General features: G+C 67.6%; 22 protein-coding genes. 11 read left to right on the plus strand and 11 right to left on the minus strand.

Annotated elements, in window-relative coordinates:
* Positions 1-2: 2 nt before the first annotated feature.
* The 3 genes from hppD to IB232_RS04875 all read right to left on the minus strand — a co-directional run bounded on the left by hppD (position 3) and on the right by IB232_RS04875 (position 4,067).
* A complete protein-coding gene (gene hppD, locus IB232_RS04865) occupies positions 3-1,085 on the minus strand; it encodes a 4-hydroxyphenylpyruvate dioxygenase (RefSeq protein WP_192397424.1) in 1,083 nt (360 codons plus the stop codon).
* Between the two features lie 221 nt (positions 1,086-1,306).
* Entirely contained in the window at positions 1,307-3,748 is a 2,442-nt protein-coding gene (locus tag IB232_RS04870) for an EAL domain-containing protein (protein ID WP_192397425.1), read from the minus strand.
* A 145-nt stretch (positions 3,749-3,893) separates the two neighbouring features.
* A complete protein-coding gene (locus tag IB232_RS04875; RefSeq protein ID WP_192397426.1) occupies positions 3,894-4,067 on the minus strand; it encodes a hypothetical protein in 174 nt (57 codons plus the stop codon).
* Positions 4,068-4,182: 115 nt separating this feature from the next.
* On the opposite strand from IB232_RS04875, the gene ccoG reads away from it, so the two are divergent.
* The 3 genes from ccoG to IB232_RS04890 all read left to right on the plus strand — a co-directional run bounded on the left by ccoG (position 4,183) and on the right by IB232_RS04890 (position 7,758).
* Positions 4,183-5,598, plus strand: a complete 1,416-nt coding sequence (gene ccoG / locus IB232_RS04880; protein WP_192397427.1) for a cytochrome c oxidase accessory protein CcoG — start codon at positions 4,183-4,185, stop codon at positions 5,596-5,598.
* Positions 5,599-5,660: 62 nt separating this feature from the next.
* The gene (gene mapR, locus IB232_RS04885) at positions 5,661-7,070 is read left to right on the plus strand and encodes a GntR family transcriptional regulator MpaR (RefSeq protein ID WP_192397428.1); all 1,410 of its coding nucleotides are present in this window, start codon (positions 5,661-5,663) and stop codon (positions 7,068-7,070) included.
* Positions 7,071-7,152: 82 nt separating this feature from the next.
* Complete coding sequence (locus tag IB232_RS04890) at positions 7,153-7,758, plus strand: hypothetical protein (protein WP_192397429.1); 606 nt, start codon at positions 7,153-7,155, stop codon at positions 7,756-7,758.
* 12 nt (positions 7,759-7,770) lie between these two features.
* On the opposite strand, the gene IB232_RS04895 is transcribed toward IB232_RS04890, so the two are convergent.
* The 6 genes from IB232_RS04895 to IB232_RS04920 all read right to left on the minus strand — a co-directional run bounded on the left by IB232_RS04895 (position 7,771) and on the right by IB232_RS04920 (position 12,768).
* Positions 7,771-8,223: a hypothetical protein gene (locus IB232_RS04895; RefSeq protein WP_192397993.1), complete on the minus strand. Its 453-nt coding sequence runs from the start codon at positions 8,221-8,223 to the stop codon at positions 7,771-7,773.
* 99 nt (positions 8,224-8,322) lie between these two features.
* Entirely contained in the window at positions 8,323-10,101 is a 1,779-nt protein-coding gene (locus IB232_RS04900) for an ABC transporter ATP-binding protein (protein ID WP_192397430.1), read from the minus strand.
* Complete coding sequence (locus IB232_RS04905; RefSeq protein WP_412547714.1) at positions 10,094-10,693, minus strand: DsbA family protein; 600 nt, start codon at positions 10,691-10,693, stop codon at positions 10,094-10,096. The genes IB232_RS04900 and IB232_RS04905 overlap by 8 nt, the downstream gene beginning before the upstream one ends.
* A gap of 114 nt (positions 10,694-10,807) precedes the next feature.
* Positions 10,808-11,746, minus strand: a complete 939-nt coding sequence (locus IB232_RS04910; RefSeq protein WP_192397431.1) for a rhodanese-related sulfurtransferase — start codon at positions 11,744-11,746, stop codon at positions 10,808-10,810.
* Positions 11,747-11,952: 206 nt separating this feature from the next.
* Positions 11,953-12,258 (minus strand): BolA family protein, encoded by a 306-nt coding sequence (locus IB232_RS04915; protein WP_192397432.1) that lies wholly within the window; start codon positions 12,256-12,258, stop codon positions 11,953-11,955.
* Between the two features lie 12 nt (positions 12,259-12,270).
* Positions 12,271-12,768: a DUF2059 domain-containing protein gene (locus IB232_RS04920; RefSeq protein WP_192397433.1), complete on the minus strand. Its 498-nt coding sequence runs from the start codon at positions 12,766-12,768 to the stop codon at positions 12,271-12,273.
* Between the two features lie 258 nt (positions 12,769-13,026).
* Here IB232_RS04920 and IB232_RS04925 point away from each other — a divergent pair, with 258 nt between their 5' ends.
* The 3 genes from IB232_RS04925 (at position 13,027) to IB232_RS04935 (ending at position 16,112) form a co-directional block, all read left to right on the plus strand.
* Positions 13,027-14,037, plus strand: a complete 1,011-nt coding sequence (locus IB232_RS04925) for a DUF2804 domain-containing protein (protein ID WP_192397434.1) — start codon at positions 13,027-13,029, stop codon at positions 14,035-14,037.
* Between the two features lie 67 nt (positions 14,038-14,104).
* Entirely contained in the window at positions 14,105-15,499 is a 1,395-nt protein-coding gene (locus IB232_RS04930) for a class II fumarate hydratase (RefSeq protein ID WP_192397435.1), read from the plus strand.
* Positions 15,492-16,112, plus strand: a complete 621-nt coding sequence (locus tag IB232_RS04935; protein ID WP_192397436.1) for an NAD(P)H-dependent oxidoreductase — start codon at positions 15,492-15,494, stop codon at positions 16,110-16,112. The genes IB232_RS04930 and IB232_RS04935 overlap by 8 nt, the downstream gene beginning before the upstream one ends.
* A 9-nt stretch (positions 16,113-16,121) precedes the next feature.
* On the opposite strand, the gene IB232_RS04940 is transcribed toward IB232_RS04935, so the two are convergent.
* The gene (locus IB232_RS04940; RefSeq protein ID WP_192397437.1) at positions 16,122-17,081 is read right to left on the minus strand and encodes a DMT family transporter; all 960 of its coding nucleotides are present in this window, start codon (positions 17,079-17,081) and stop codon (positions 16,122-16,124) included.
* 210 nt (positions 17,082-17,291) lie between these two features.
* On the opposite strand from IB232_RS04940, the gene IB232_RS04945 reads away from it, so the two are divergent.
* Positions 17,292-17,501 carry a DUF6316 family protein gene (locus IB232_RS04945; protein WP_192397438.1) on the plus strand — a complete coding sequence of 70 codons (210 nt, stop codon included), beginning with the start codon at positions 17,292-17,294 and terminating at the stop codon, positions 17,499-17,501.
* Here IB232_RS04945 and pap read toward each other — a convergent pair whose 3' ends face one another.
* Positions 17,502-18,989 (minus strand): polyphosphate:AMP phosphotransferase, encoded by a 1,488-nt coding sequence (pap, locus tag IB232_RS04950; RefSeq protein WP_192397439.1) that lies wholly within the window; start codon positions 18,987-18,989, stop codon positions 17,502-17,504. It lies immediately after the preceding gene.
* A gap of 95 nt (positions 18,990-19,084) precedes the next feature.
* On the opposite strand from pap, the gene mnmC reads away from it, so the two are divergent.
* The 4 genes from mnmC to IB232_RS04970 all read left to right on the plus strand — a co-directional run bounded on the left by mnmC (position 19,085) and on the right by IB232_RS04970 (position 25,896).
* Entirely contained in the window at positions 19,085-21,028 is a 1,944-nt protein-coding gene (mnmC, locus tag IB232_RS04955) for a bifunctional tRNA (5-methylaminomethyl-2-thiouridine)(34)-methyltransferase MnmD/FAD-dependent 5-carboxymethylaminomethyl-2-thiouridine(34) oxidoreductase MnmC (RefSeq protein WP_192397440.1), read from the plus strand.
* Positions 21,029-21,158: 130 nt separating this feature from the next.
* Positions 21,159-22,928 carry an N-acetylglutaminylglutamine amidotransferase gene (locus IB232_RS04960; protein ID WP_192397441.1) on the plus strand — a complete coding sequence of 590 codons (1,770 nt, stop codon included), beginning with the start codon at positions 21,159-21,161 and terminating at the stop codon, positions 22,926-22,928.
* 20 nt (positions 22,929-22,948) lie between these two features.
* Positions 22,949-24,685 carry an N-acetylglutaminylglutamine synthetase gene (ngg, locus tag IB232_RS04965; RefSeq protein WP_192397442.1) on the plus strand — a complete coding sequence of 579 codons (1,737 nt, stop codon included), beginning with the start codon at positions 22,949-22,951 and terminating at the stop codon, positions 24,683-24,685.
* A gap of 14 nt (positions 24,686-24,699) precedes the next feature.
* The gene (locus IB232_RS04970; protein ID WP_192397443.1) at positions 24,700-25,896 is read left to right on the plus strand and encodes an osmoprotectant NAGGN system M42 family peptidase; all 1,197 of its coding nucleotides are present in this window, start codon (positions 24,700-24,702) and stop codon (positions 25,894-25,896) included.
* Positions 25,897-25,988 lie beyond the last annotated feature (92 nt).

The following is a 25,988-nucleotide window of genomic DNA, read 5'->3' on the forward strand; positions in this document are numbered from 1 at the left end:
CATTACTCCTCAGAGATCACGCCACGACGCAACTGATCCTCTTCAATCGATTCGAACAGCGCCTTGAAGTTACCCTCACCGAAACCCTGGTTGCCCTTGCGCTGGATGATCTCGAAGAAGATCGGACCGATCACCGTGTTGGTGAAGATCTGCAGCAGGATACCGTCGTCGCCCGGCGCGCCGTCGATCAGGATGTTCAGATCGCGCAGGGTGGCGGTGGGCTCGCCATGGCCGGCGACGCGGCTGTCGACCTTCTCGTAGTAGGTGTCCGGGGTGGTCATGAAGTCCACGCCATTGGCGCGCAGCTGGCGCACGGTGGCGTAGATATCATCGGTGCTCATGGCGATGTGCTGGATACCTTCGCCGTGGTACTCGCGGATGAATTCCTCGATCTGCGACTTGTCGTCGGCCGACTCGTTGATCGGGATGCGGATCTTGCCGCACGGCGCGGTCATGGCGCGGGAGAACAGGCCGGTGAGCTTGCCCTCGATGTCGAAGTAGCGGATCTCGCGGAAGTTGGCGATGCGCTCGTAGAAACCGGACCACACATCCATCTGCCCGCGCTTGACGTTGTGGGTCAGGTGGTCGATCTGCTGCAGGCCGACGGCCTTGTCATTGGCCGAACGGCCCTCGATGTATTCGAAGTCGACGTCGTAAATGGTCTTGTCGCCATAGCGGTCGACCAGGTACAGCAGCGAGCCACCAATACCTGCCACGCAGGGGATGTTCAGTTCGCCGAAGTTGGCGTGGCTGCCGACCAGGGTAGCGCCCTGGGATTCGACGTAGGCGGCGGCCTGGGCCGCGTTCTTTACCCGGAAGGCCATGGCGCAGGCGCTCGGCCCATGCTTCTCGCCGAAGGCGCGCACATGCCCGGTGGGATTGCCGTTGAGGACGATGTTGATGTCGTTCTGCTGGAACAGCCAGACCTGCTTGGAGCGGTGCTTGGCGGTTTCGGTGAAGCCCATGGCGCCGAACAGCTGGCGCAACTGCTCGATGCCCTCGGCGGTGGGCGCGGTGAATTCGACGAACTCGAAGCCGTCGGTTCCGATGGGGTTATGCTGTTCGATCTTGGCCACGGTGTTCATCCGGCCTCCATGATTGTTGTTGTGGGCAGTCGCACACCGTTGCGGCGGTGCGGGTGGATTGCCTCATCACAACGCCTGCCCCGGTGCCGGGCAAGCCGCCTGCCTGCGTTGGAGGCGGGGCTGACGCCCTCGGTTCGGCAAATATTCCTTACACCATCCCGGCTCGTTGAATGTGCTGCCCGCAACCCTCGCCAGGCGTAACGTTTTCTTGCCAATGTGGTTCAGCCGGCTGCCAGTCCTACCGCGGTTTGCGCCTCCGGGGTGGCCAGCAGGCTGGCAAAGGGTTGCGGCTTGCCCAGGTGGTAGCCCTGGGCGAAGTCCACGCCGAGTTCGCGCAGGGCCTCCAGCACCTCGGCCGTCTCGACGAATTCGGCGATGGTGCGCTTGCCCATGACGTGGCCGATCTGGTTGATCATCTCGACCATGGCTCGGTCGATGGGGTCGTCGAGCAAATCGCGGACGAAGCTGCCGTCGATCTTCAGGTAATCCACCGGCAGATGCTTGAGGTACATGAACGACGACATGCCGGCGCAGAAGTCGTCCAGCGAGAAACGGCAGCCGAGTGCTTTCAGTTCGTTGATGAAATGGGTGGCGTCGACCAGGTTGGCGATGGCCGCCGTCTCGGTGATCTCGAAACAGATGGCCTGTGGCACCATCGACTGGCTGGCCAGCTGCTCGCGGATGAAGGCGAGGAAATCGCGGTCGCCGATGCTGGCGCCGGACAGGTTGATGGCGCAGTGCAGCGCCGGCGCATGCGGGTGCTCGGCATGGAAGTGCGCCAGGGCCTGCAGGGTATGCTGCACTACCCAGCGGTCGATCTGCGGCATCAGGCCGTAGCGCTCGGCAGCCGGGATGAAGGTGCCGGGGGCGATCAGCTCGCCCGCCTCGTCCTGCAGGCGCAGGAGGATTTCCACATGACCGCCATCCTCGCCACTGCGCAGCGGCACTATGGGCTGGGCGTAGAGGAAGAAGCGGTTCTCCTCCAAGGCGCGGTGGATACGCTGCACCCAGCTCATCTCGCCAACCCGCAGAGACAGCTCGGAATCATCCGGCTGGTAGGCATGCACCCGGTTGCGCCCGCGCTCCTTGGCCGAGTAGCAGGCCAGGTCGGCGGTGCGCAGCAGCTCCACCAGGCTGGTCTGCCCCGGCGGAATCTGCACCAGGCCGATGCTGGCGCCGACCGAGAACAAGCGCCCGCCCCAGGCGAAGCGCAGCTCCTGCACCGACTTGCGCAACGCCTCGGCGACACGCAGGGCGGCTTCGGTCGGGCAGTTCTCCAGGATCACGCCGAACTCGTCGCCGCCCAGGCGGGCCAGGGTGTCGCCCTCGCGCAGGTGCAGCTGCAGTTCCTGGCAGACCTTGCGCAGCAGCTCGTCGCCGGCGGCGTGGCCGCAGGTGTCGTTGACCAACTTGAACTGGTCCAGATCGATGAACATCAGCGCGTGCCGGCCCGCCTGCCGCAGCATGCGCGCCAGCAGCTGGGCCAGGCGGTACTCGAACTCGCGGCGGTTGGCCAGGCCGGTCAGGGCGTCGTGACTGGCCTGCCAGGACAGGCTGGCGACGAACTGGCGCTCGCGGGTCATGTCGTGCAGCACCATGACCACGCCGCTGACCAGGCCGCGTTCCTGGATCGGCGTGCCGACCAGGTTGACCGCCACCGTGCTGCCATCCGGACGCACGATCAGCTTGGCGTAGTCGCCGCCGTCCTGGCCGGCAAGGATCTGCTGCATGGGCGAGCCACCGGCAGTCTCGGCATGCTCGTCGACGATGGAGAACAGCTGCTCGAACGGCGTGCCCTGAGCCTGGGCCATGCTGCAGCAGGTAAGCTGCTCGGCCGCCGCGTTCATGTAGGCGATGCGACCTTCGCGGTCGAGGCTGATCACCGCATCGCCGATCGAGGCAAGAATGGTCTGCGCGCGCTGCTTCACCGCCTCCAGGGCGCGATCGGCCGTGTCGCGCTCCAGCAGCAGGTGGCGTGTGCGCAGCAGGGCCAGGCTGATCAGCAGCAGGGCGGTGGCCAGGTTGCCTAGCACCAGTATCCACAACACCGTTCGCGAGGCTTCGCCGAGAACCTGCGAGAAGACTTCAGCGGCCCGCGTGCCACCCAGGTTGATCTGTTCGATGCGTTCGCGCCAGACGCTCTGCTGGGCCGGCCGGGGAGCGAACGCGCTGGCCTGCTCGATTTCACCAGCGAGCAGGGTGAGCTCGAACACGTAGCGGTCGCCCAGCGCCCACTGCTCGATGGCCCGTTGCAGGTAGCTGAATGAGCGAAAGTTGCGGTACAGCCAGATCATGGCATCAATGTCGGCGGGATGATTGCGCCCCAGCAGGATGCCATCCCGGGCTCGCTCGATATCCGGTTGCGGCAGGTCCAGGGCGACGCGGAACTCATGGTCGCCGAGCGGCACCTCGATGGCCTCGTGGTATTTGCGCAGGTGGTTGTATGAGCCGCTCTGCACATACAGGTCGAGATAGCGGACGGCGTCCTTGAGCCCCTTGGACCAAAGGCTCTCCCCCGCCACATAACCGCGCACCGCCGAGTGCAGATAGAGGCTGCCCCCGGCCAACAGCGACTGCAGCACCACCACCAGCACAAAGGGCCAGACCAGCCGCAACAGCTGCGAAGCGATGCGCGCCCGCGGCGCGTCCGTCTCCTGACTCATCTATCCCTGTCTCCCCGGGGCAAAGCTGGCAGGCACGCCAGGCCCCGCAATACGTGACTGGCGTACCAGTCAGGTATAGATGGCTTTTTGCCGGGTCGCAGAGCCGCCGGCTTTCTCGCGCCAGATGGGCGCCGAGCGGCTCTCCTCAGACGCCGACGAACTGCAGGTTGGCGTCATTGAGCTGGTCCGCCACCACGCCCAGCACGAACACCCGACTCTGGCTGTCCAGGGTGATCAGAGCGCCGCTGTTCTCTGCGGAGATGGCACCTACCTGTGCGCTCAACCGGTGCGGCGATGGTCCCAGCTCTGGGCGCCCCAAGGAATGGCTCCGCCAAGCATCTGATACGGTTTTTCTCGATAAACCTGAGCCTGTTATCCAAACAGTCCGACGCGCACAGTTCGCTCAGCCTGATTAGAAGCCCGAGAGGCCCACCATGAGCGAGCGCATACCGGCGCAGATCATCGAAATCATCGACCCGCGCCAACCCCTCCGCCTGACCCCGTCGCAAGCCGGCGGGCCGATCCACACCCGCAGTTTCAGCGGCCGCTTCCGCAACCTGCGCCTGTATGGTGCGGGTCTGCTGTTCCTGATTTTCTTCGGCACCGCCTGGCTGGACTGGGACGGTCGCCAGGCCGTGCTGTGGAACCTGGCTGAGCACCGCTACTACATCTTCGGCGCCACCTTCTGGCCGCAGGACTTCATCCTGCTCTCGGCGCTGCTGATCATCTGCGCCTTCGGCCTGTTCACCATCACCGTGTTCGCCGGCCGCGTGTGGTGCGGCTACAGCTGCCCGCAGAGCGTATGGACCTGGGTGTTCATGTGGGTGGAAAAGGTGACCGAGGGCGAGCGCCACCAGCGCATCAAGCTCGATGCCGCACCCTGGGGCCCGGCCAAGCTGTTACGGCGTGGCGCCAAGCACGGCCTGTGGCTGGCGGTAAGCCTGTTCACCGCGCTGACCTTCGTCGGCTACTTCACGCCGATCCGCCCGCTGGCGCTGGAGCTGTTCGGCGGTGAGCTGGAGGGCGCCGCGCTGTTCTGGATCCTGTTCTTCACCGCCGCCACCTACCTCAACGCCGGCTGGCTGCGCGAGAAGGTCTGCGTGTACATGTGCCCCTACGCGCGCTTCCAGGGGGTGATGTTCGACAAGGACACCCTGATCGTCTCCTACGACGCCGCCCGCGGCGAAGGCCGTGGTCCGCGCAGGAAGGACAGCGACTACAAGGCCGAGGGCCTGGGCGACTGCATCGACTGCACTGTGTGCGTGCAGGTCTGCCCCACCGGCATCGACATCCGCGACGGCCTGCAGGTGGACTGCATCGGCTGCGCCGCCTGTATCGACGCCTGCGACAGCATCATGGACCGCATGGGCTACGAGCGCGGCCTGATCCGCTATGGCTCCGAGCGCGAGATGCAGGGCGGCCGCACCCACCTGCTGCGGCCGCGCCTGGTCGGCTATGCAGTGGCGCTTGCATTGATGATCGGCGCCTTCGCCTGGGCCTTGCAGGCCCGCTCGCTGGTGTCGCTGGACGTAGCCAAGGACCGCGGCATGTACCGCGAGAACGCTGCCGGGCAGATCGAGAACGTCTACCGCCTCAAGCTGATCAACAAGACCCAGCAGCCGCAGCGCTACCACCTGCGCCTGGTCGATGGCCAACCGTTCAGCCTCAGCGGCCCCGGCGACCTCAACCTGGCCGCCGGCGAGATTCTCGAAGTACCGGTCAGCGTAATCCTTGTGCACGAGCCGCTGGCCCATAGCCCGGCGCCGGTGCAGTTCGAGGTGGTCAACCAGGCGGATGCCAGCGAGCGCAAAGTGGCGAGCAGCACCTTTATCGCGCCGAGCGGGCGCTGATGGCCGACGCCCGCTCACTGCCCGTAGACTGTGACGCACCTGCGGCCACAGTCACGGACAAGATGAAGCGCTACGAGCAATTCGCCGACCAGATCGCCGAGCTGATCCGCTCCGGCGTGCTCGCCCCCGGCGAGCGGGTGCCCTCGGTGCGCCAGGCCCGCCACACCTACGGGGTCAGCCCGTCCACCATTTTCCAGGCGTACTACCTGCTGGAGGATCGCGGCCTGATCCAGGCCCGCGCGCGCTCCGGCTACTTCGTCCGGGAGCTGGCTCACCAGCCGCTGGCCGAGCCGCAGATCAGCACCACACCGCCCACCAGTACCGAGGTGGACGTCAGCGAGCTGGTGTTCTCCGTGCTCGGCTCGCTGAAAGACCCGCACACCGTGCCCTTCGGCTCGGCCTTCCCCAGCCCGGAGCTGTTCCCGCTGCCGCGCCTGGCGCGCTCCATGACCCACGCCCTGCGCGACATGCCGAGCCACGCGGTGATCGCCGACATGACCGCTGGCAACCCCGACCTGCGCCGACAGATCGCCCTGCGCTACATGGTCGCCGGCGTGCGCCTGCCGCTGGAGGAACTGGTGATCACCAACGGCGCCCTGGAAGCACTGAACCTGTGCCTGCAGACGGTGACCCAGCCGGGCGAACTGGTAGCCATCGAGGCGCCGGCCTTCTACGCCACCCTGCAGGTGCTCGAACGCCTCAAGCTCAAGGCCGTGGAAATCCCCGTGCACCCGCGCACGGGCATCGACCTCGGCGTGCTGGCCGAGCGCCTGGAAAGCCTGCCGATAAAAGCCTGCTGGTTCATGAGCAGCCTGCAAAACCCCATCGGCGCCAGCCTCAGCGTGGCGAAAAAGAGCGAGCTGTACGCCCTGCTGCAACGGCACCAGGTGCCGCTGATCGAGGACGACGTCTACGCCGAGCTGTACTACGGCGCACAGCCGCCGCGGCCGGTGAAGAGCTGCGACGATGGCGGTCTGGTGATGCATTGCGGCTCCTTCTCAAAGAGCCTGGCGCCGGGCTACCGGGTCGGCTGGGTGGCCGGCGGGCGCTACGCCGAGCAGATCAGCCGGCTTAAGCTGATGACCACCATCTCGCCGTCGGTGCCAGCCCAGGCGGCCATCGCCGACTACTTGCAGCACGGCGGCTACGACCGCCACCTGCGCAAGCTGCGCATCGCCCTGGAGACCCAGCAGGCGGCCATGCTCGCCTCCGCCGCGCGGCACTTCCCGGCCGAGACGCGGGTCACCCGGCCCAGCGGCGGCTACTTCCTGTGGTTCGAGTTTCCCGAGCGGGTCGACTCGCTGCAGCTGTTCCAGCTCGCCCTGGCCCAGGGCATCAGCCTGGCGCCGGGGCCGATCTTTTCCGCCACCCGCCGCTTCCGCCATTGCGCGCGACTGAACCATGGCCACCCCTGGGATGCCCAAAGCGAGAGGGCGATGGAGGTGCTCGGGCGCATCCTCGCCTCGTTCTAGAGCCCCGCAGCTATGCTGCGGATAGGCAGCAGGCCCGCCATCAGCGATACTGGCCACGCGCCATCAAGACAAGGACAGACGCATGAGCAGCGACACCGAAGCCGTCAGCACCGACGAGCTCCTCACCGACCAGCAACGCATCGAGAAGCTGGAGAAGGCCGGCAAGCTCAATCGCCTGCTGATTTTTGGCCTGGCCGGCGCGCTGTTGCTGACCCTGCTGAGCTGGCTGCTGGTGGCCCTGCTCTCCTCCTCCGCCGAGGAGGAAAAGGAAGACCAGGCCCAGCTGGCCAGCCTGGCCAGCGTCGAGGCCCTGCAGAAGGAACTCGGCGTGCTGCAACTGCAGATCGCCCCGCTGCAACAGCAGATCAAGGATCAACAGAAGCTGATCCTGCTGCAGGCCCAGCAGCAGATTGCCCCTCCGACCGAGGCAGAAGCCCCGGCCAACGCCACCGAGCCCCGCGAGCAGGACCGCGAGAACGTGCGCATGCTGGCGCGCACCCTGATCGGCCAGGAGCACAACTACCAACACACGCTCAACGCGCTGAAGGAAGGTATGCGCGAGCTGGCCGGCATGACGCCGGGCTCGCGCAGCTGGCTGGATTTCTACGAGGAGTCGCTGGCCAAGCCGATGGCCGACAGCCAGGCGCGGGTCAAGGCGCTGCAGAAGTGGTCCGCCGACGCCCAGTGAGCCGCGCCTGAATCAGTCGCGCGGGTGGTCGTCGAGCTCGCGTTCCTCATGGTTGGCGAAGGCCTTGTCCAGCCCCAGCGCCCCGGCGATGGCAGCCGGCGTGCTGGCCACCACGGCCATCGCCTTGGCCAGGCCGCTGGTCTCGTCGGAACGGGCGGCCGCCGAAGTAGCCGCGCCGTGGCCCTGTCCCTTGCCCTGACCCACGCCGGGCGCCCGACCCGGACCATGGCCGAGCCCCGGGCCGTGATCGCCGCCGGCCAGACCATGGCCCTGGCCACCACCGACACCACCACCGTGGCCGCCGCCATTGCCGCCGCCACGCCCGCCACCGTTTCCGCCACCATTGCCACCGCCGCCATCGCGGGCGTAAGCGGAGTCGATCAGTGGATTGAGGTCGGGCGGAACGGCCGCCGCCAGCATCAGTACGCTAGCCGGTATGGCCAGCAGAGTGCCTAGTCTCAACATGGGAACCTCCCGAGGAGCTCCTCAGACAGTTTCAGTCTAGGGCGGCCAGCGACGCGGCAGAAACCACCCGACACAAGGTTGAGACAAGCGCAGCGCGGCTTAGTGCTGAAGGTGGCCGTACAGCTTGGCGTAGAGACCACCCTCGGCGATCAGCTGCTGGTGGTCGCCGTCCTCGGCGATGCTGCCGCCATCGAACACCAGCACCCGGTCGGCCTGCTTCACCGCGGAGAGGCGGTGCGCCACGATCAGCGTGGTGCGACCGTTGAGGAAACGCCCCAGGGCCTCGTGCAGGGCGTACTCGGTGGCGGCATCCAGGGCCGAGGTGGCTTCGTCGAGAATCACCACCTTGGGCTCGGCCAGCACCATGCGGGCAATCGCCAGGCGCTGACGCTGGCCACCTGAGAGACGCACGCCGGAGCGACCGACCATGCTGTCCAGGCCATCCGGCAAGGTGCGGATGGTGGCTGCCAGCTGAGCGATCTCCAGCGCCTGCCAGCACGCCTCGTCGCTACGTTCGCGGCCCATGCACAGGTTGGCGCGCACCGTGTCGTTGAACAGCGCCGGATGCTGCAGCACCACCGCCACGTGTTCGCGCACCCGCTCCAGGCCGATCTCTTCCAGGCTCGAACCGCCGAAGCGGATACTCCCGGCCTGGGCCGTGTAGAGGCCGAGCAGCAACTGCACCAGAGTGCTCTTGCCGCCACCGCTGGCGCCGACCAAGGCGACTTTCTCGCCAGGGGCAATGCTCAGGTCGAGGTCGTGCAGCACCGGATCGTCGCGGTAGGCGAAGCTCAGTCCGCGTACCTCGATGCCGACCGTGTCGCGCCCCTTGAACGGGTCGACCACACCCTGGTGCTGCGGCTCGTCGGCACGCGCCAGCAGCTCGTTGATCCGTGTCATCGCGCCGCCGGCGGCGTAGTAGGCGTATTGCATATTGAGCAGTTGCTCGACCGGGCCGATCATGTACCAGAGGTAGCTGAACACGGCGAGCATCTGGCCGATGGACAGGTCGGAGAACAGCACGGTGAGCATGGCCGCGGCGCGGAAGATGTCGATGCCGAACTGGAACAGCAGGCCGCTGGTGCGCCCCGCCGCGTCGCTCTTCCACTGCGAAGCCACCGCGTAATCGCGCACCTCGCGGGCGCGCAGGCCGAGGCGGCCGAGGAAATAGCCCTGGCGATTGCCGGCGCGCACTTCCTGGATCGCCTCCAGGGTCTCGGTCAGGGCCTGGGTGAAGCGCGAGGTGCTGTCGTTCTCCAGCTTCTTCAGGTGCTTAACCTGCTTGCCCAGCTGCACGGTGGCGAAGATCACCAGCGGGTTGAACAGCAGGATCAGCAGGGCCAGCTGCCAGTGCATCCAGATCAGCACGGCGGCGGTGCCGGTCAGGGTCAGCAACGCCACCAGCACCTTGCTCAGGGTCTCGCCGATGAACTTGTCGAGGGTGTCCAGATCGGTGACCAGGTGCGCGCTGACGGTGCCGCCGCCGAGGTTCTCGTACTCGCCCAGGGCGATGCGCTTGAGGCGTTCGATCAGACGCACTCGCAGGCGATAGATCACGTCCTTGGACAGGCGCGCGAACAGGCGCGCCTGCAGCACGTTGCTGACCAGCGCACCCAGGCGCAGCACCAGGGTCAGCACCAGCATCAGGCCGATGTAGCCGGCGGCGCTCTCCCAACCGGCAGGCAGGAAGCGGTCCATGACCTTGAGCGCGGCGTCGCCCTGCTTGAGCAGCACCTCGTCAACCAGCAGCGGCAGCAGCAGCGGAATCGGCACGCTGCACAGGGTGGCGACGAAGGCGATCAGGTTGGCCAGGATCAGGCCCTTGCGATGCCGCAGCGCGAGACGGCGAATCTCCGCCCAGGTCAAACGATCAGGCATGCGCACGCTGCTCCAGCCAGCGCCCCAGCAGCGGCGCCAGTGCCTCCAGCGGCTGGTAGCCGTTGGTCAGCAGGGCCAGGCGGCCATCGCGCTCGGCCAGCAGAGTCGGGAAGCCGGAGATGCCGAGGTCCTGCACCCAGGTGAAGTCGGCGGCGGTGGCTTCGGCGGCCTCCACGCTGTCGAAGGCGGCGGCGAACTCGATGCGCGGGATACCGGCGCGCTCGGCCAGCTCCACCAGCACCTGGGCTCGGGTGACGTCGCGGCCCTCGGCGTAGAAGGCTTCCTGGATCAGCTCCAGCAGCGGCCAGACGCTCTGCTCGTCCAGGCCACGGGCGGTGACCAGGGCGCGGCAGGCCGGCTCGGTGTCGTAGACGAAGCCTTCGGGCAGCGCGTCGTTGAAGTTGAACAGCTGGCCGGTGCTGGCGTTGACCGCCTGCCAGTGGGAGAGGATGCGCACGCGCGCAGCCGGGTCCAGCGCCGCACGCTCGCGGCGCAGGCCGCCGAGTACCAGCTGCAGCGGCACGCCGGCCGCCGCGGCCTGCTCGGCCAGGGCCTGCACTACCGGGGCGAAGCCCCAGCACCAGGAACACATGGGGTCCATCACGTAGAGCAGGCGGTCTGGGCGCACGACGCGGTCCTTAGTCGGCAGGCGACGAGGTGGGAATGGCTGCAGTGTACGTACAGAGCAGCCATTTGGGGCAGCGGTTCAGCCTTCCTGCAGCGCCTTGTAGTTGAAGCCGATCGGGTGCGGCAGGTTACGTGCCTGGGCGATCTCGATCTGCTTCTGGCGTTCGCGGGCCGCCTCGCGGGTCTTCTCCGGCAGCGAATCCCAGCAGTGCGGACAACTGATGCCGGGCGAGTAGTGCTGGCTCTGGCGGTCCTCGACGGAGATCGGATTGCGACAGGCGTGGCACTGGTCGTAGTCGCCCTCGGAGAGGTCATGGCGCACGGTCACCCGGTTATCGAAGACGAAGCAGTCGCCCTGCCACTTGGTCTGCTCCTGCGGCACCTCTTCGAGGTACTTGAGGATGCCGCCCTTGAGGTGGAAGACCTCCTCGAAACCTTCGCCGAGCATGTAGCTGGAAGCCTTCTCGCAACGGATGCCGCCGGTGCAGAACATGGCGACCTTCTTGTGCTTGCTCGGGTCGTAATGAGCCTTGATGTAGTCGGGGAATTCGCGGAATGACTTGGTCTTCGGGTCGATGGCGCCCTCGAAGGTACCGATGGCTACTTCGTAGTCGTTGCGGGTATCGATCAGCAGCACCTCGGGGTCGCTGATCAGGGCGTTCCAGTCCCGCGGCTCGACGTACGTACCGACGCGCTGGTTGGGGTCCACGCCCGGCACGCCGAGGGTGACGATTTCCTTCTTCAGCTTGACCTTGGTGCGATAGAACGGCTGCTCGTCGCAGTAGGATTCCTTGTGGTCGACATCGGCCAGGCGCGGGTCCTGGCGGAACCAGGCGAACAGCGCATCGATGCCGGCGCGGCTGGCGGAAACGGTGCCGTTGATGCCTTCCTCGGCCAGCAGCAGGGTGCCTTTGACATCGTTGTCGAGCAGGGTTTGCAGCAGGGGTTCACGCAGCGCTTGGTAGTCCGGCAGGGAGACGAACTTGTACAGCGCCGCGACGACGATCTTGTCGGTCATGCGGACTCTCTCCAGTGGTCGCCCTCGCAAAGGGCGGACCGGGGATGAAATGAAAGCGCCGGCTGGGGCCGGCGCGGGGACATTCTAACTTAGCTGAGCGGCGGCGGTCAGCCGGGCTGGATCAACGGTGGGAGCGGTTGGGCGGCACTCCGATTGGCCGCGAGCGTTTCTCGCAACCCAACCGCGGCCAAGGCCGCTCCCACGGATCAGTGGTCGTGTTTGCTGCCGCCGCGGCAGGTCGGCGAATCCGGCGCCATGCCCTGCTGCGCCCACTCCTCGGGGGTGTAGGTATGCAGCGCCAGGGCGTGGAACTGGCCCATCAGCTCGCCGAGGGTGGCGTAGACCTTCTGATGGCGCTTGACCGCATTGAGACCCGCGAACGCCGGGCTGACGATCACCGCCTTGTAGTGGGTCTCCTGGCCACGGCTGTGCATGTGGCTCTCGTCCAGCACATCCAGGTGCTCGGGCTGCAGGTCGCTCAGGGCCTGCTGGATCTTGTCGCGCATGCTCATGTCCGGCACTCCTTACTGCTTCGCAGGTTGCAGTTCGGCGGTCATCTCGCCGAGCAGCTTGTCCACTTCCGGCACGGCCTGCTGCAGGCGCTCCTGGGTCAGCTGGGCGGCGTGGGCCATCAGCTGCGGCATCTGCTCCAATACCTTGCGCCCGACCGGAGTCTGGTAGAAGGCCAACAGCTCCTTCAACTCGGCCTCGGTGAACGCATCGGTGTAAAGGTTGACCAGTTCGGATTCCAGCTTGCCCTTGCCGACCACCCTCTCGATGGCCGCATCGGCCTGGGCCTGGTAGCGCTCCAGCACAGCCTTCTTCGCCTCGCTGCCACCGGCCTGGGCGAAACGCTGGGCGAACATCTGGCGCACCTGCATGTGCGCTGGTACGGCCAGCCTGTCGGCGCGGCTCATCTCGATGAAGCGCTTGGCCTCGGCGGCGTGGCTGGCAGCGTCGGCCAGCAGCGGGCCGCTGGCGACCAGCAGCAGGCAGGAAAACAGGGCGCGCAGGCGGGTCATGGGAAATCCTCGGGCAGAAAAGCGGGCGGCCATTCTGCGCGTCCGGCCGGCGCCGCTCAAGCGCGCCGCGGCCGGGCAAAAAGCCAGCACTTGCCTCATGCCCCTGCAAATGTGCATGCTTACCATTCTCCCAAGACCCTGTTCGGGAATCTCGCGGGCTAGCCAGGCTGTCTCAACGACGCATGGCCAGGCGCAGCGGATCGCCAACAGGTTCTGAGGCCGCACCCGCGCTCGCGGCCCCACACACGGACGTGTCTGATGAACAGCTTCACCAATCCGCTCGCCCCTCTTTCCCAGCCGCTGTGCGACGCCCGCGGCCGTCTGGCCGAAGGTGCCGTCGGCTGGTCGCCGCGGCCGCGCGTGCACTGCGCCCTGCCCGGCAACCGTGGGCGGCGCAAGCGCTGGAACCACTGGTGCATCACCACACCGGACTGGATGCTGGCGCTGACCTTCGCCGACCTCGATTACCTGGGCTACGGCGCCGCCTATTTCCTCGACCTGCACAGCGGCAAGTCCGCCAGCCACACCCAGCTACGCCCGTTCGGCCTGGGCTGCGACCTGCCCGACTCGCCGCTGGATAGCCACGAGTTCAGCCACAGCCACCTGCAGCTGCGCGCCGACGATCGCGGCAGTTCGATCCGCCTCACCGTGGTGGCGCCGGACATCGGCGGCCAGCCGCTGCAGGTCGCTCTGGACATCCAGCGCCCCCCGCACCTGGATTCGGTCAACCTGGTCTGCCCCATGGGCCGTCGCACCTTCCACGCCACCAGCCGCCAGCTCGGCCTGCCGGTCAGCGGCAACCTGCAGCTGGGTAGGCAGCAGTACCTGTGCACGCCGGGGCAGAGCTTCGCCTCATTGGATTTCGCCCGTGGCGTGTGGCCGTTGAACAGCCACTGGACCCGCGCCGCATTTGCCGCGCCCGGCGGCATCGCCGGCAACTTCGGTAGCGGCTGGTGCGACTATAGCGGCCTGTCGGAGAACGCCCTGTGGTTTGGCGGTGAGCTGCTGCACCTGGAAGAGCGCGTAGAAATCGCCCAAGGTTCGTCGAACTCGCTGGAGCCCTGGCGCCTGTCCAGTCCCAGCGGCCAGGTCGACCTGTGTTTCACCCCGCGTCAGCTGCACCAGGCATGCCCCAAGTTCGGCCCTTTCTATGCCGACACCCGCCAGTGGTTCGGCCGTTTCGACGGTCTGCTGCGTGGCCCACAGGGCGAAAAAGTGCCCGTCAGCAGCGCTTATGGCTGGCTGGGCGCGACCCACGCCCGCTGGTAATCCCCGGTCAGGGAACCCGCCTCGGTAGCGGCGGCCTAAACTGCCGGAAACAATCCGGAGAGAGTTCATGAGCCGCATCGAAACCGACAGCCTAGGCGCCATCGAAGTACCCGAGGACGCCTACTGGGGCGCCCAGACCCAACGCTCGCTGATCAACTTCGCCATCGGCGAGCAGCGCATGCCCCTGGCCGTGGTGCACGCCCTGGCGCTGATCAAGAAGGCCGCGGCGCGGGTCAACAACCGCATCGGCGAGCTGCCGCCGGAGGTCGCCCGCCTGATCGAACAGGCCGCCGACGAGATACTGGCCGGCCAGCACGACGCGCAGTTCCCCCTGGTGGTGTGGCAGACCGGCAGCGGCACGCAGAGCAACATGAACGTCAACGAGGTGATCGCCGGCCGCGCCAACGAGCTGGCCGGCCAGGGTCGCGGCGGCAAGAGCCCGGTGCACCCCAACGATCACGTCAACCGCGCGCAGAGCTCCAACGACAGCTTCCCCACCGCCATGCACATCGCCGCCGTGCAGGCCGTGCAGCAACAGCTGCTGCCGGCCATCGCCGAGCTGTCCGGCGCGCTGGCGGACCAATCGACCCGCCACATGCATCTGGTCAAGACCGGCCGCACCCACCTGATGGACGCCACGCCGGTGACCTTCGGCCAGGAGCTGTCGGCCTTCGTCGCCCAGCTCGAATATGCAGACCGCGCCATTCGCGCCGCCCTGCCGGCGGTGTGCGAGCTGGCCCAGGGCGGCACAGCCGTGGGCACCGGGCTCAACGCGCCGAAGGGCTTCGCCGAGGCCATGGCCGCGGAACTGGCCGCGCTGGCCGGGCTGCCCTTCATCTCGGCGCCGAACAAGTTCGCTGCCCTGGCCGGCCACGAGCCGCTCACCGCGCTATCAGGTGCGCTGAAGACCCTGGCCGTGGCGCTGATGAAGATCGCCAACGACCTGCGCCTGCTCGGCTCCGGCCCGCGCGCCGGCTTCGCCGAGGTCAAGCTGCCGGCCAACGAGCCGGGCAGTTCGATCATGCCCGGCAAGGTCAACCCGACCCAGTGCGAGGCGCTGTCCATGCTGGCCTGCCAGGTGCTGGGCAACGACGCCACCATCGCCTTCGCCGCGAGCCAGGGCCACCTGCAGCTCAACGTTTTCAAGCCGGTGATCATCCACAACCTGCTGCAGTCCACGCGCCTGCTGGCCGACGGTTGCCGCAACTTCGCACAGCACTGCGTGGCGGGAATGGAACCGGATGCCCGGCAGATGGCCGAGCACCTGGAGCGCGGCCTGATGCTGGTCACCGCGCTGAACCCGCACATCGGCTACGACAAGGCCGCGGAGATCGCCAAGAAGGCCTATGCCGAGGGTCTCAGCCTGCGCGAGGCGGCCCTGCAGCTGGGCCATCTGAGCAACGAAGAATTCGACGCCTGGGTGCGCCCGGAAAACATGCTGGAGTCCGGACAACATGGCTGAAGAAGCGAAGAGTGGCGCCACCCCGCTGGAAGGCGACGGCAAGCGCATCCTGATGATCCTCGGCACCTCAAAGAGCGACAGCCTGTGCCACGCCATCGCCGAGGCCTACAGCAGCGGTGCCCGCGGCGAGGGCCATGTGGTGCGCCAACTGAAGCTCGGCGAGCTGCAGTTCGACCCTATCCTGCGCGAGGGCTACGGCCAGCACCAGACGCTGGAGCCGGACCTGCTGGAGGCCCAGCGGCAGATCCACTGGGCCGAGCACCTGGTGTTCGTCTACCCGGTCTGGTGGGGCGGTGTGCCGGCGCTGCTCAAGGGCTTCTTCGACCGCACCTTCCTGCCCGGCTTCGCCTTCAAGTACCGCAACCGCTCGCAGCTGTGGGACAAGCTGCTGACCGGACGCACTGCCGACCTGCTGGTGACCCTGGACACGCCGCCCTGGTATTTCCGCTGGATCTACGGCGCGCCGGCGCATCGGCAGATGGTGCGCACCATCCTCGGCTTCTGCGGCATCAAGACCCGCCGCCTGACCGAGTTCGCACCGGTACGCCCCTCCTCCGAGGAGCAGCGCCAGGGCTGGCTGCGCAAGGCCGAAAATCTGGGCGTCAGGGTCTGACGTCGGCGTTTACCTGAGGGCCAGGCGCGCGCGCCGCGCACGCCAGCCGGTCAGCAGCGACGGGCCCAGCGCGGTCAGCGCCGAGCCCAGTACCACCCGCAGCGCACCACCGTAGCCGAGCAGATTGATCTGCTCCGGCTGCACGTGGTCCGGCCACCAGACGGCGGCCAGCGCGACGGCGACGAAGGTCACCAGCGGGGTGATCGACAGGGTCGCGCTGACCCGTGACGCCTCCCAGTGCGCCAGGGCCTCGGCGAAGGCGCCATAGGCCACCAGGGTGTTCAGGCAACAGGCCAGCAGCAGCCAGAACTGTAGCGGGCTGAGCTGCAGCACCTGCAGTGGATGGGCCCAGGGCGACAGCAACAGCGCGCAGGCCAGGTAGATCACCATCATGATCTGCGGCGAGCTCCACTGGGTCAGCAGCTGCTTCTGCGCCAGGCCGTAGAACACCCAGAGAAAGGCTGCCAGCAGGATAACCAGCACCCCGGTGGTGTAGGCAGTCAGTGAGGTCAGCAGCTCTTCCAGGCGCTGGTTGAAGAACAGGCCGAAGCCCAGCAGCAGGATGGCCATGCCGATGCCCTGGCCAATACTAAAGGACTCGCGGAACACAAGCAGGCTGGCCACCAGGAACAGGATCGGCGCCATCTGAATCACCAACTGGGTGGTGCCGGGGCTGAGCATGTTGAGGCCGATCAGGTACAGCACGTAGTTGCTGGTCAGCCCGGCGATGGCCAGCGCCAGCAGGCCCTGACCACGGCGGCCCAGCGGGGCGAAACGCGGCAGGCGGCGGGTGGCGCCCAGCCAGATCAGCAACAGCAGGCCGGAGACCAGCAGGCGATACCAGGTGACGGTGACCGGGTCCATCACCTGCAGCACTTCCTTGAGCTTGATCGGCAGGATGCCCCAGAGCACGGCGGTGGTCAGGGCGAGCAGCAGGCCGAACAGCCAGCGGCCGGAGGAAACGTGCATGACAGCCTCGACAGCGCAACAGCGAAATAGCCCACCATTCTAGGCCGTGGCCCGCAGCTGCGTCAGCCACAGTTGACCAATCGGACAGTATGCAACTGTGCTGCGCATGCCCCAATATGGCTAAAAAATGACCACTTGTCGCGCGCCCCGTCTCGCCTGAGGCCAGCCACTACACTCACAACAGTGCACGCTGCTGCAGGAGGCTTCGCCATGTTCGGTCAACGCCATATCGACCCCACGCCCGGCACCCATTACCGGAGCGAGAGGGTCAGCGCGGTCAACGGTCAGTACTTCTTCTCCACCCGCGAAGGCACCCTCGAAGGCCCGTACTTCACACGCGTCGATGCCGAGCGGGAAATCGCCCTCTACATCCGCCGCATGCGCCAGGCCAACGACATCATCGAGAGTCGCGCCTTCTAGTCAGTCCTCGGCGAAGGCCCGCTCCAGGGCCTCGTTGATCGTGCGCAGCACTTTCACCCGGGCGAAGCGCTTGTCGTTGGCCTCTACCAGCGTCCAGGGCGCAATCGAGGTGCTGGTGCGGTCGACCATGTCACCCACCGCATCGCGGTAATCGCCCCACTTGTCGCGGTTGCGCCAGTCTTCCTCGGTGATCTTGAAGCGCTTGAAGGCGATCTCCTCGCGCTCCTGGAAGCGCTTGAACTGCTCGTCCTGGTCGATGGCCAGCCAGAACTTCACCAGCACCACGCCGGCATTGCTCAGTTGTTCCTCGAAGTCGTTGATCTCACCGTAGGCGCGCAGCCAGTCGGTCGGCTCGCAGAAGCCCTCCACCCGCTCGACCAGCACCCGGCCGTACCAGGAACGGTCGAACACGGTGAACTTGCCGCGCGCCGGAATATGCCGCCAGAAGCGCCACAGGTAGGGCTGGGCGCGTTCCTCTTCTGTGGGCGCGGCGATCGGCACGATGCGGTACTGGCGCGGGTCCAGCGCCGCCGCCACCCGGCGGATTGCGCCGCCCTTGCCGGCCGCGTCGTTGCCCTCGAACACCGCCACCAGTGCATGCCGGCGCATGCGCTTGTCGCGCATCAGCATGGCCAGGCGCGCCTGCTCGACGGCGAGGATGTCCTTGTACTCCTCCTTCTCCAGGCTCTGCGACAGGTCCAGGCAGTCCAGCAGGCCACGGTTGTCCAGGCTGGCGATCAGCGGTGCCACATGCGGCAGTGCGGTGCGCGGGCCGGTGTTCTTCAGGGCGGCCTGCAGGCCGTCGAGCAGGATGCGCCCCACCGTCAGGCTGCGGTAGCACTCGTCGCTGCCCTCCACCACGTACCAGGGCGCGAAGTCGCGGCTGCTGCGGCGCAGTACCCGCTCGCCGTGGCGCACGAACTTGTCGTAGGTCTTCGACTGCTGCCAGTCCAGCGGGCTGATGCGCCAGGCGCGTTGCGGGTCGTCCTGCAGCTCCTTGAGGCGCGTCTTCATGCGTTTCTTGGACAGGTGGAACCAGAACTTGAAGATCAGCGCCCCCTCGTTGCAGAGCATCTGCTCCAGGGCCAGGGCACTGTCGATGGCCTGGTCCAGCACCGCATCCTTGAAGTGACCGTGGACCCTGCCCTGCAGCATCTGGCTATACCAGTTGCCGAAGAAGATGCCGATCCTCCCCTTGGGTGGTAGCTGGCGCCAGAAACGCCAGGCCGGCGGGCGCGCCAGCTCTTCGTCGGTCTGCACGTCGAAGGTGCTGACCTGGATCAGCCGCGGGTCCATCCACTCGTTGAGCAGCTTGACCGTCTCGCCCTTGCCGGCGCCCTCGATGCCGTTGATCAGGATGATCACCGGGAAACGCCCCTGCTGCTTCAGCTCGAACTGCGCCTCCAGCAGCGCCTCGCGCAGCGCCGGCACCTCCTTGTCGAAGGTCTCTTCGTCGATCGCATGTCCCAATTCGGCGGACTCGAACATATCCATCTCCCTGCCAAGAATCCGCTCAGCCTAGCGGATTCCCAGCGCCCCCGGCCATGTCGTTACAATGCGCCACCTTGCATACGGATGCGCGCATGACCGATTTCCATCACGCCCAGCTCGACTGGGACGACCAGGGCCAGCCCCGCTCGCGCCAGTTCGACGATATCTACTTCGCCAGCCAGGACGGGCTCGGCGAGACCCACCACGTGTTCATCGAAGGCACCGACCTGGCGGCCCGCTGCGCCGCCCTGCCCGCCGGCGGACGCCTGGTGATCGGCGAGACTGGATTCGGCACCGGCACCAACTTCCTCTGCGCCTGGCGCCAGTTCGAGCGCAGCGCGCCGCCTGATGCCCAGCTGCACTTCGTCAGCGTCGAGAAATACCCGCTGGCCGCCGCCGACCTGCACCGCGCCCTGGCCCTGTGGCCGGAACTGGCGCCCTGGTCCGCGCCGCTGCTAGAGCAGTACCTGGCCATCCACCCCGGCTTCCAGCGCCTGGTGCTGGGCGGCGGCCGTGTGATCCTCACCCTGCTGGTCGGCGATGCGCTGCAGATGCTGCCGCAGCTGGATGCGCGCATCGATGTGTGGTTCCTCGACGGTTTCGCCCCGGCCAAGAATCCGGAGATGTGGACGCCGCCGCTGTTCCAGCAACTGGCGCGGCTGTCCGCCCCCGGCGCCAGCCTGGCTACCTTCACCAGCACCGGCTATGTGCGCCGCGCACTGAACGAGGCCGGCTTCGTCATGCGCCGCACACCGGGTTACGGCAAGAAATGGGAGATCCTGCGCGGCCAGTTCGAGGGCGCCCCGGCGCCGGCGGAAAAGCCCTGGTACGCGCGACCAGCACAGCAGGAGCGGCGCCAGGCCCTGGTGATCGGCGCCGGCCTGGCCGGTTGCGCCACGGCCGCCAGCCTGGCCAGCAGGGGCTGGCAGGTCACCCTACTGGAACGCCACGACTCGGTGGCCCGCGAGGCCTCGGGCAATCCCCAGGGCGTGCTCTACCTCAAGCTCTCCTCCCATGGCACCGCGCTGTCGCAACTGGTACTGGCCGGATTCGGCCATACCCGGCGCCTGCTGCAACGCCTGCAGCCCGGCGACTGGGCGGCCTGCGGCGTGCTGCAGCTGGCCTTCGACGCCAAGGAAGCCGAGCGCCAGGCCAAACTGGCCGGGGCCTTCCCCGCCGATCTGCTGCGTAACCTGGATCGCCAGCAGGCCGAGGCCATCGCCGGGGTCGAGCTGCCGGCGGGCGGCCTGTTCTATCCCGAGGCCGGCTGGGTGCATCCACCCGCCCTGTGCCAGTTGCTGGCCGACCATCCGAGCATCCGCCTGCTGCCGCATAGCGAAGCCCTCGACCTGCGCCGCCTCGACGGCAGCTGGCAGGCCATGGCCGGCGAGCGCCTGCTGGCCGAGGCACCGGTGGCGGTACTGGCCGGCGCCGCCGAAGTGCAGCGCTTCGCCGAGTTGCCGCTCAAGCGCATCCGCGGGCAGATCAGCCGCCTGCCGCAAACCGAGGCCAGCGCCGCGCTGGGCTGCGTGCTGTGCGCAGAGGGTTACGTGGCGCCACCGCGCGCCGGCGAGCACACCCTCGGCGCCAGCTTCGACTTCCACGCCGAGGACCTGGCGCCGACTGCTGCCGAGCACGCCGGCAACCTTGATCTGCTGCGGGAAATATCTACCGACCTGGCCGCACGCCTGGGTGCGGAACATCTCGACCCCGCGCAACTGGCAGGCCGCGCCGCGTTCCGCTGCACCAGCCCGGACTACCTGCCGATAGTCGGACCACTGGCCGATCCGGCCGCCTTCGCCGAGGCCTACGCGGTGCTCGGCAAGGACGCGCGCCAGGTGCCGGATGCGCCCTGCCCCTGGCTGGACGGTCTGTACGTCAACAGTGGCCACGGTTCGCGCGGGCTGATCAGCGCGCCGCTGTGCGGCGAACTGCTGGCCGCCTGGCTCAGCGACGAGCCGCTGCCACTGCCGCGCGCGGTCGCCGAGGCCTGCCATCCCAACCGTTTCATGCTGCGCCGACTGATCCGCGGCTAGGCCGCCAGGCCGTGATGGCATTGGCCTGCATATAACCAAATGGACTAGACCTTTCCGGGAATACGCCTGTCGGAAGCTGTGCCCCTGCCCTTGGCAGGGGCATCCCCAACGGCAAAACCGGTAAGGAATCATGTGCGGAATAGCTGGAGAATTACGTTTCGATCACCAACCGGCCGACCTGGCCGCCCTAGCCCGAATTACCCACCATCTGGCCCCACGCGGCCCCGATGCCTGCGGCTTCCATAGCAGCGGCTCACTGGGCTTGGGCCACCGCCGCCTGAAGGTCATGGACCTGGCACCGGCCTCCGGCCAGCCGATGGTCGACCAGCAGCTCGGCCTGGCCATGGTGTTCAACGGCGCCATCTACAACTACCCGGAACTGCGCGACGAACTGCGCGCCCTGGGCTACCAGTTCCACTCCGAAGGCGACACCGAGGTACTGCTCAAGGGCTATCACGCCTGGGGCGAAGACGTGCTGCCGAAACTCAACGGCATGTTCGCCTTCGCCATCTGGGAGCGCGACACCGAGCGCCTGTTCCTCGCCCGCGACCGCCTCGGCGTCAAGCCGCTGTACCTCAGCGACGACGGTACTCGCCTGCGCTTCGCCTCCACTCTGCCGGCCCTGCTGCAGGGCCGCGACCTCGACTCGTCATTGGACCCCGTCGCGCTCGACCATTACCTCAACTTCCACGCCGTGGTGCCGGCACCGCGCACCCTGCTGGCCGGCGTGCAGAAGCTGCCACCGGCCACCTGGCTGCGCATCGAGCGCGACGGCCGGCGCGTCGAACGCCGCTGGTGGCAGCTGGACTTCGGCCCGCGTGCCGACGAGACCGGCCTGCAGCTGGAGGACTGGAGCGAACGGGTGCTGGATGGTTTGCGCCAGGCCGTGCAGGTGCGCCAGCGCGCGGCGCTGGATGTCGGTGTGCTGCTTTCCGGCGGGCTCGATTCCAGCCTGCTGGTCGGCCTGCTGCACGAGGCCGGCGTGGCCAACCTGGCGACCTTTTCCATCGGCTTCGAGGATGCCGGCGGCGAGCGCGGCGACGAGTTCTTCTACTCGGACCTGATCGCCCGCCACTACGGCACCCGCCACCAGCAGCTGCGCATCGCCGAGGCGGAAATCCTCGATGAGCTGCCGGCGGCCTTCCGCGCCATGAGCGAGCCGATGGTCAGCCACGACTGCATCGCCTTCTACCTGCTAGGCCGTGAAGTGGCCAGGCACTGCACCGTGGTGCAGTGCGGCCAGGGCGCCGACGAACTGTTCGCTGGCTACCACTGGTACCCGCAGGTGGATGGCGCCGGGGACCCGCAAGCCGCTTACCGCGCCGCCTTCTTCGACCGCTCCCGCGAGGAGACCCTGGCCACCCTGCGCCCGCAATGGCACGGTCCGGACTGGGCCGGCGAATTCCTCCGCGAACACTTCGCCATGCCCGGCGCCGACGCGGCGGTGGACAAGGCCCTGCGCCTGGACAGCACGGTGATGCTGGTCGACGACCCGGTGAAACGGGTCGACAACATGACCATGGCCTGGGGCCTGGAGGCCCGCACACCGTTCCTCGACTACCGCCTGGTGGAGCTGTCCGCACGCATTCCGGCGCGCTTCAAGCTGCCAGACGGCGGCAAATACGTGCTCAAGGAAGCCGGGCGCAAGGTCATCCCGCATGCGGTGATCGACCGGCCCAAGGGCTACTTCCCGGTGCCCGGTCTCAAGCACCTGCAGGGCGCGACCCTGGACTGGGTGCAGGAGCTGCTGCTCGATCCCAGCCAGGACCGTGGCCTGTTCGAACCGGCCGTGCTCGACCGCCTGCTCAGCGAGCCGGATGGCCAACTCACCCCCCTAGGCGGCTCCAAGCTCTGGCAGCTGGCCGCACTCAATCTGTGGCTCAGTGAACAGGGCCTGTGAACGACACAAGGAGCTTCACCATGCGTGCATCCGCCTACAACCAACGCCTGCAGCGCGGCCAGCCACCCTCCTACCAGCGCCTGCAGGCGCATCTGGCCAAGGACGGAATGGAGCAGCCGGAACCGCAGAGCGTGCGCTGCGGCTGGGGCCGCCTGCTGCTGGGCCACACCTACCCGGACGCCGAGGCCCTGGCCAAGGCGCTGCAGGAAGAGCGCCCGGGTGAGCGTGACATCGCCCTGTACGTGGCCGCGCCGCACCAGGTGCTGGCGCAGGCGCCGCAACAGCTGTTCCTCGACCCCTCCGACACCCTGCGCCTGTGGTTCACCGATTACCGTCCGGCGCGCGACAGCTTCCGCGGATTTCGCATCCGTCGGGTACACAACGAGCAGGACTGGGAGGGCATCAACGGCCTCTACCTGCAGCGCGGCATGCTGCCGATCGACACCGCGCAGCTGACCCCGCGCGAGGCCGGCGGGCCCGACTACTGGCTGGCAGAGGACGAGGTGGACGGCCGGGTGGTCGGCGCCGTGATGGGCCTCAACCATCGCGAAGCCTTCACCGACCCCGAGGGAGGCAGCAGCCTGTGGTGCCTGGCCGTGGCGCCGAACTGCCAGCGCCCCGGTGTTGGCGAAGCCTTGGTGCGGCACCTGGTCGAGCACTTCATGGGCCGCGGTCTGAACTACCTGGACCTGTCGGTGCTGCACGATAACGACAGCGCCAAGAGCCTGTACGCCAAGCTCGGCTTCCGCGAACTGCCGACCTTCGCGGTGAAACGCCGCAACGGCATCAATCAGGCGCTGTTCCTCGGTCCGGGGCCGGAGGCGGAGCTCAACCCCTACGCGCGGATCATCGTCGACGAAGCCCGCCGCCGGGGTATCGAGGTGCGCGTGGACGATGCCGAAGGCGGCCTGTTCACGCTCGCCCAGGGTGGCCGGCGCATCCGCTGCCGCGAGTCGCTGTCCGACCTGACCACGGCGGTGAGCATGACCCTGTGCCAGGACAAACGCCTGACTCATCGCGCCCTGGAGCGCGCGGGCCTGCGTCAGCCGGCCCAGCGTCTGGCCGGCAGCAGCGAGGACAACGCCGCCTTTCTCGCCGAACACGGCAGCATCGTGGTCAAGCCGGTGGACGGCGAACAGGGCCAGGGCGTGGCCGTCGACCTGCGCACGCCGCAGGCGGTGCAGGAAGCCATCGAGCGGGCCCGACGCTTCGACCAGCGCGTGCTGCTGGAGAGCTACCACCGTGGTCAGGACCTGCGCATCGTGGTGATCGGCTACCAGATGGTGGCCGCGGCCATCCGTCATCCGGCGGAGGTGATCGGCGACGGCGTACACACCATCGGCGCGCTGATCGAGGCGCAGAGTCGTCGGCGCCAGGCCGCCACTGGCGGCGAGAGCCGCATCCCGCTGGACGCCGAGACCCAGCGCACCCTGCACGACGCCGGCTACGACTACTCCAGCGTGCTGCCCGCTGGCACCCGCCTGGCCGTGCGCAAGACCGCCAACCTGCACACCGGCGGCATCCTCGAAGACGTTACCGAGCGTCTGCACCCGACCCTGCGCAAGGCCGCTGAGCAGGCGGCGCGCGCCCTGGACATCCCGGTGGTGGGCCTGGACCTGTTGGTGGAATCCGCCGAGAGCGAGGACTACGTGCTGATCGAGGCCAACGAGCGAGTCGGCCTGGCCAACCACCAGCCGCAGCCGACGGCCGAGCGCTTCATCGACCTGCTGTTCCCGCTAAGCCGCCGCCATCCGTGACCCGAGGAGGCCCTATGCATCGCCTGCCCGAACCCGACCTGGCCTACCTGCGCCAGGTGCTGCTGGAGCTGCTGGCCATTCCCAGCCCCACCGGCTTCACCGACACCGTGGTGCGCTACGTGGCCGAGCGCCTGGAAGAGCTCGGCATCCCCTTCGAGCTGACCCGCCGCGGCACCATCCGCGCCACGCTCAAGGGTCGCCAGTCCAGCCCGGATCGGGCGGTGTCGGCGCACCTGGACACCATCGGCGCCATCGTCCGCGAGATCAAAGACAGCGGCCGCCCGGCCCTGGCCCCGGTGGGCTGCTGGTCCAGCCGCTTCGCCGAGGGCAGCCGGGTCAGCCTGTTCACCGACAACGGCGTGCTGCGTGGCAGCGTGCTGCCGCTGATGGCCTCCGGGCACGCCTTCAACACCCAGGTCGACAGCCTGCCGGTGAGCTGGGAGCACATCGAGCTGCGTCTCGATGCCGCCTGCACCAGCCGCGCCGAGTGCGAGGCGCTGGGCGTCTCGGTGGGCGACTTCGTCGCCTTCGACCCGCTGCCCGAGTTCACCGAGAGCGGCCATATCAGCGCCCGCCACCTGGACGACAAGGCTGGCGTGGCGGCGCTGCTGGCGGCGCTCAAGGCGGTGACCGAGAGTGGCCTGGAGCCGCAGATCGACTGCCATCCACTGTTCACCATCACCGAGGAAGTCGGCTCCGGCGCCGCCGCCGCCCTGCCCTGGGACGTCAGCGAGTTCGTCGGCATCGACATCGCCCCGGTCGCCCCCGGCCAGCAGTCCAGCGAGCACGCGGTAAGCGTGGCCTTGCAGGATTCCGGCGGCCCCTACGACTATCACCTGTCGCGCCACCTGCTGCGTCTGGCCACCGAGGACGACATCCCGGTGCGCCGCGATCTGTTCCGCTACTACCACAGCGACGCCCAGTCGGCCGTGACCGCCGGCCATGACATCCGTGTCGCCCTGCTCGCCTTCGGCTGCGACGCCACCCATGGCTACGAACGCACCCATATCGACAGCCTGGCCGCCCTCACCCGCCTGATCGGCGCCTACCTGCTCAGCCCGCCGGTATTCGCCAGCGACGCCCAGCCGGCCCGCGAGCACTCGCTGGAACGCTTCAGCCATCAGATCGAGCACGACGCGCAGATGGCCAGCGACACCCAGGTGCCCACCGTCGAGAGCGTGCTCGGAGCACGCGGCGAATCTTCCGACTAAGCTTCAGCGCAGGGCCGCGCAGGCTCTGCAATGCTCTCTTGATGCCTGGGCGGCAACTAGGCAAAGTGCAGGCAATAACCAATAAGAAGCAT

This window comes from Pseudomonas sp. PDM15 (assembly GCF_014851565.1).
Taxonomy (GTDB): Bacteria; Pseudomonadota; Gammaproteobacteria; order Pseudomonadales; family Pseudomonadaceae; genus Aquipseudomonas.

Excerpts from the sequence above, each read along its gene's own strand:
- IB232_RS04910 (WP_192397431.1), bottom strand. The coding sequence starts at position 11,746 with ATGACCGACAAGATCGTCGTCGCGGCGCTGTACAAGTTCGTCTCCCTG.
- ccoG (WP_192397427.1), top strand. The coding sequence starts at position 4,183 with ATGAGCGAGCGCATACCGGCGCAGATCATCGAAATCATCGACCCGCGC.
- IB232_RS04935 (WP_192397436.1), top strand. The coding sequence starts at position 15,492 with ATGGCTGAAGAAGCGAAGAGTGGCGCCACCCCGCTGGAAGGCGACGGC.
- IB232_RS04925 (WP_192397434.1), top strand. The coding sequence starts at position 13,027 with ATGAACAGCTTCACCAATCCGCTCGCCCCTCTTTCCCAGCCGCTGTGC.
- IB232_RS04900 (WP_192397430.1), bottom strand. The coding sequence starts at position 10,101 with ATGCCTGATCGTTTGACCTGGGCGGAGATTCGCCGTCTCGCGCTGCGG.
- IB232_RS04870 (WP_192397425.1), bottom strand. The coding sequence starts at position 3,748 with ATGAGTCAGGAGACGGACGCGCCGCGGGCGCGCATCGCTTCGCAGCTG.
- IB232_RS04895 (WP_192397993.1), bottom strand. The coding sequence starts at position 8,223 with ATGTTGAGACTAGGCACTCTGCTGGCCATACCGGCTAGCGTACTGATG.
- pap (WP_192397439.1), bottom strand. The coding sequence starts at position 18,989 with ATGTTCGAGTCCGCCGAATTGGGACATGCGATCGACGAAGAGACCTTC.
- IB232_RS04960 (WP_192397441.1), top strand. The coding sequence starts at position 21,159 with ATGTGCGGAATAGCTGGAGAATTACGTTTCGATCACCAACCGGCCGAC.
- hppD (WP_192397424.1), bottom strand. The coding sequence starts at position 1,085 with ATGAACACCGTGGCCAAGATCGAACAGCATAACCCCATCGGAACCGAC.
- IB232_RS04930 (WP_192397435.1), top strand. The coding sequence starts at position 14,105 with ATGAGCCGCATCGAAACCGACAGCCTAGGCGCCATCGAAGTACCCGAG.
- IB232_RS04920 (WP_192397433.1), bottom strand. The coding sequence starts at position 12,768 with ATGACCCGCCTGCGCGCCCTGTTTTCCTGCCTGCTGCTGGTCGCCAGC.
- mapR (WP_192397428.1), top strand. The coding sequence starts at position 5,661 with ATGAAGCGCTACGAGCAATTCGCCGACCAGATCGCCGAGCTGATCCGC.
- IB232_RS04970 (WP_192397443.1), top strand. The coding sequence starts at position 24,700 with ATGCATCGCCTGCCCGAACCCGACCTGGCCTACCTGCGCCAGGTGCTG.
- IB232_RS04905 (WP_412547714.1), bottom strand. The coding sequence starts at position 10,693 with ATGTGTTCCTGGTGCTGGGGCTTCGCCCCGGTAGTGCAGGCCCTGGCC.
- IB232_RS04890 (WP_192397429.1), top strand. The coding sequence starts at position 7,153 with ATGAGCAGCGACACCGAAGCCGTCAGCACCGACGAGCTCCTCACCGAC.
- IB232_RS04945 (WP_192397438.1), top strand. The coding sequence starts at position 17,292 with ATGTTCGGTCAACGCCATATCGACCCCACGCCCGGCACCCATTACCGG.
- mnmC (WP_192397440.1), top strand. The coding sequence starts at position 19,085 with ATGACCGATTTCCATCACGCCCAGCTCGACTGGGACGACCAGGGCCAG.
- IB232_RS04915 (WP_192397432.1), bottom strand. The coding sequence starts at position 12,258 with ATGAGCATGCGCGACAAGATCCAGCAGGCCCTGAGCGACCTGCAGCCC.
- IB232_RS04940 (WP_192397437.1), bottom strand. The coding sequence starts at position 17,081 with ATGCACGTTTCCTCCGGCCGCTGGCTGTTCGGCCTGCTGCTCGCCCTG.
- ngg (WP_192397442.1), top strand. The coding sequence starts at position 22,949 with ATGCGTGCATCCGCCTACAACCAACGCCTGCAGCGCGGCCAGCCACCC.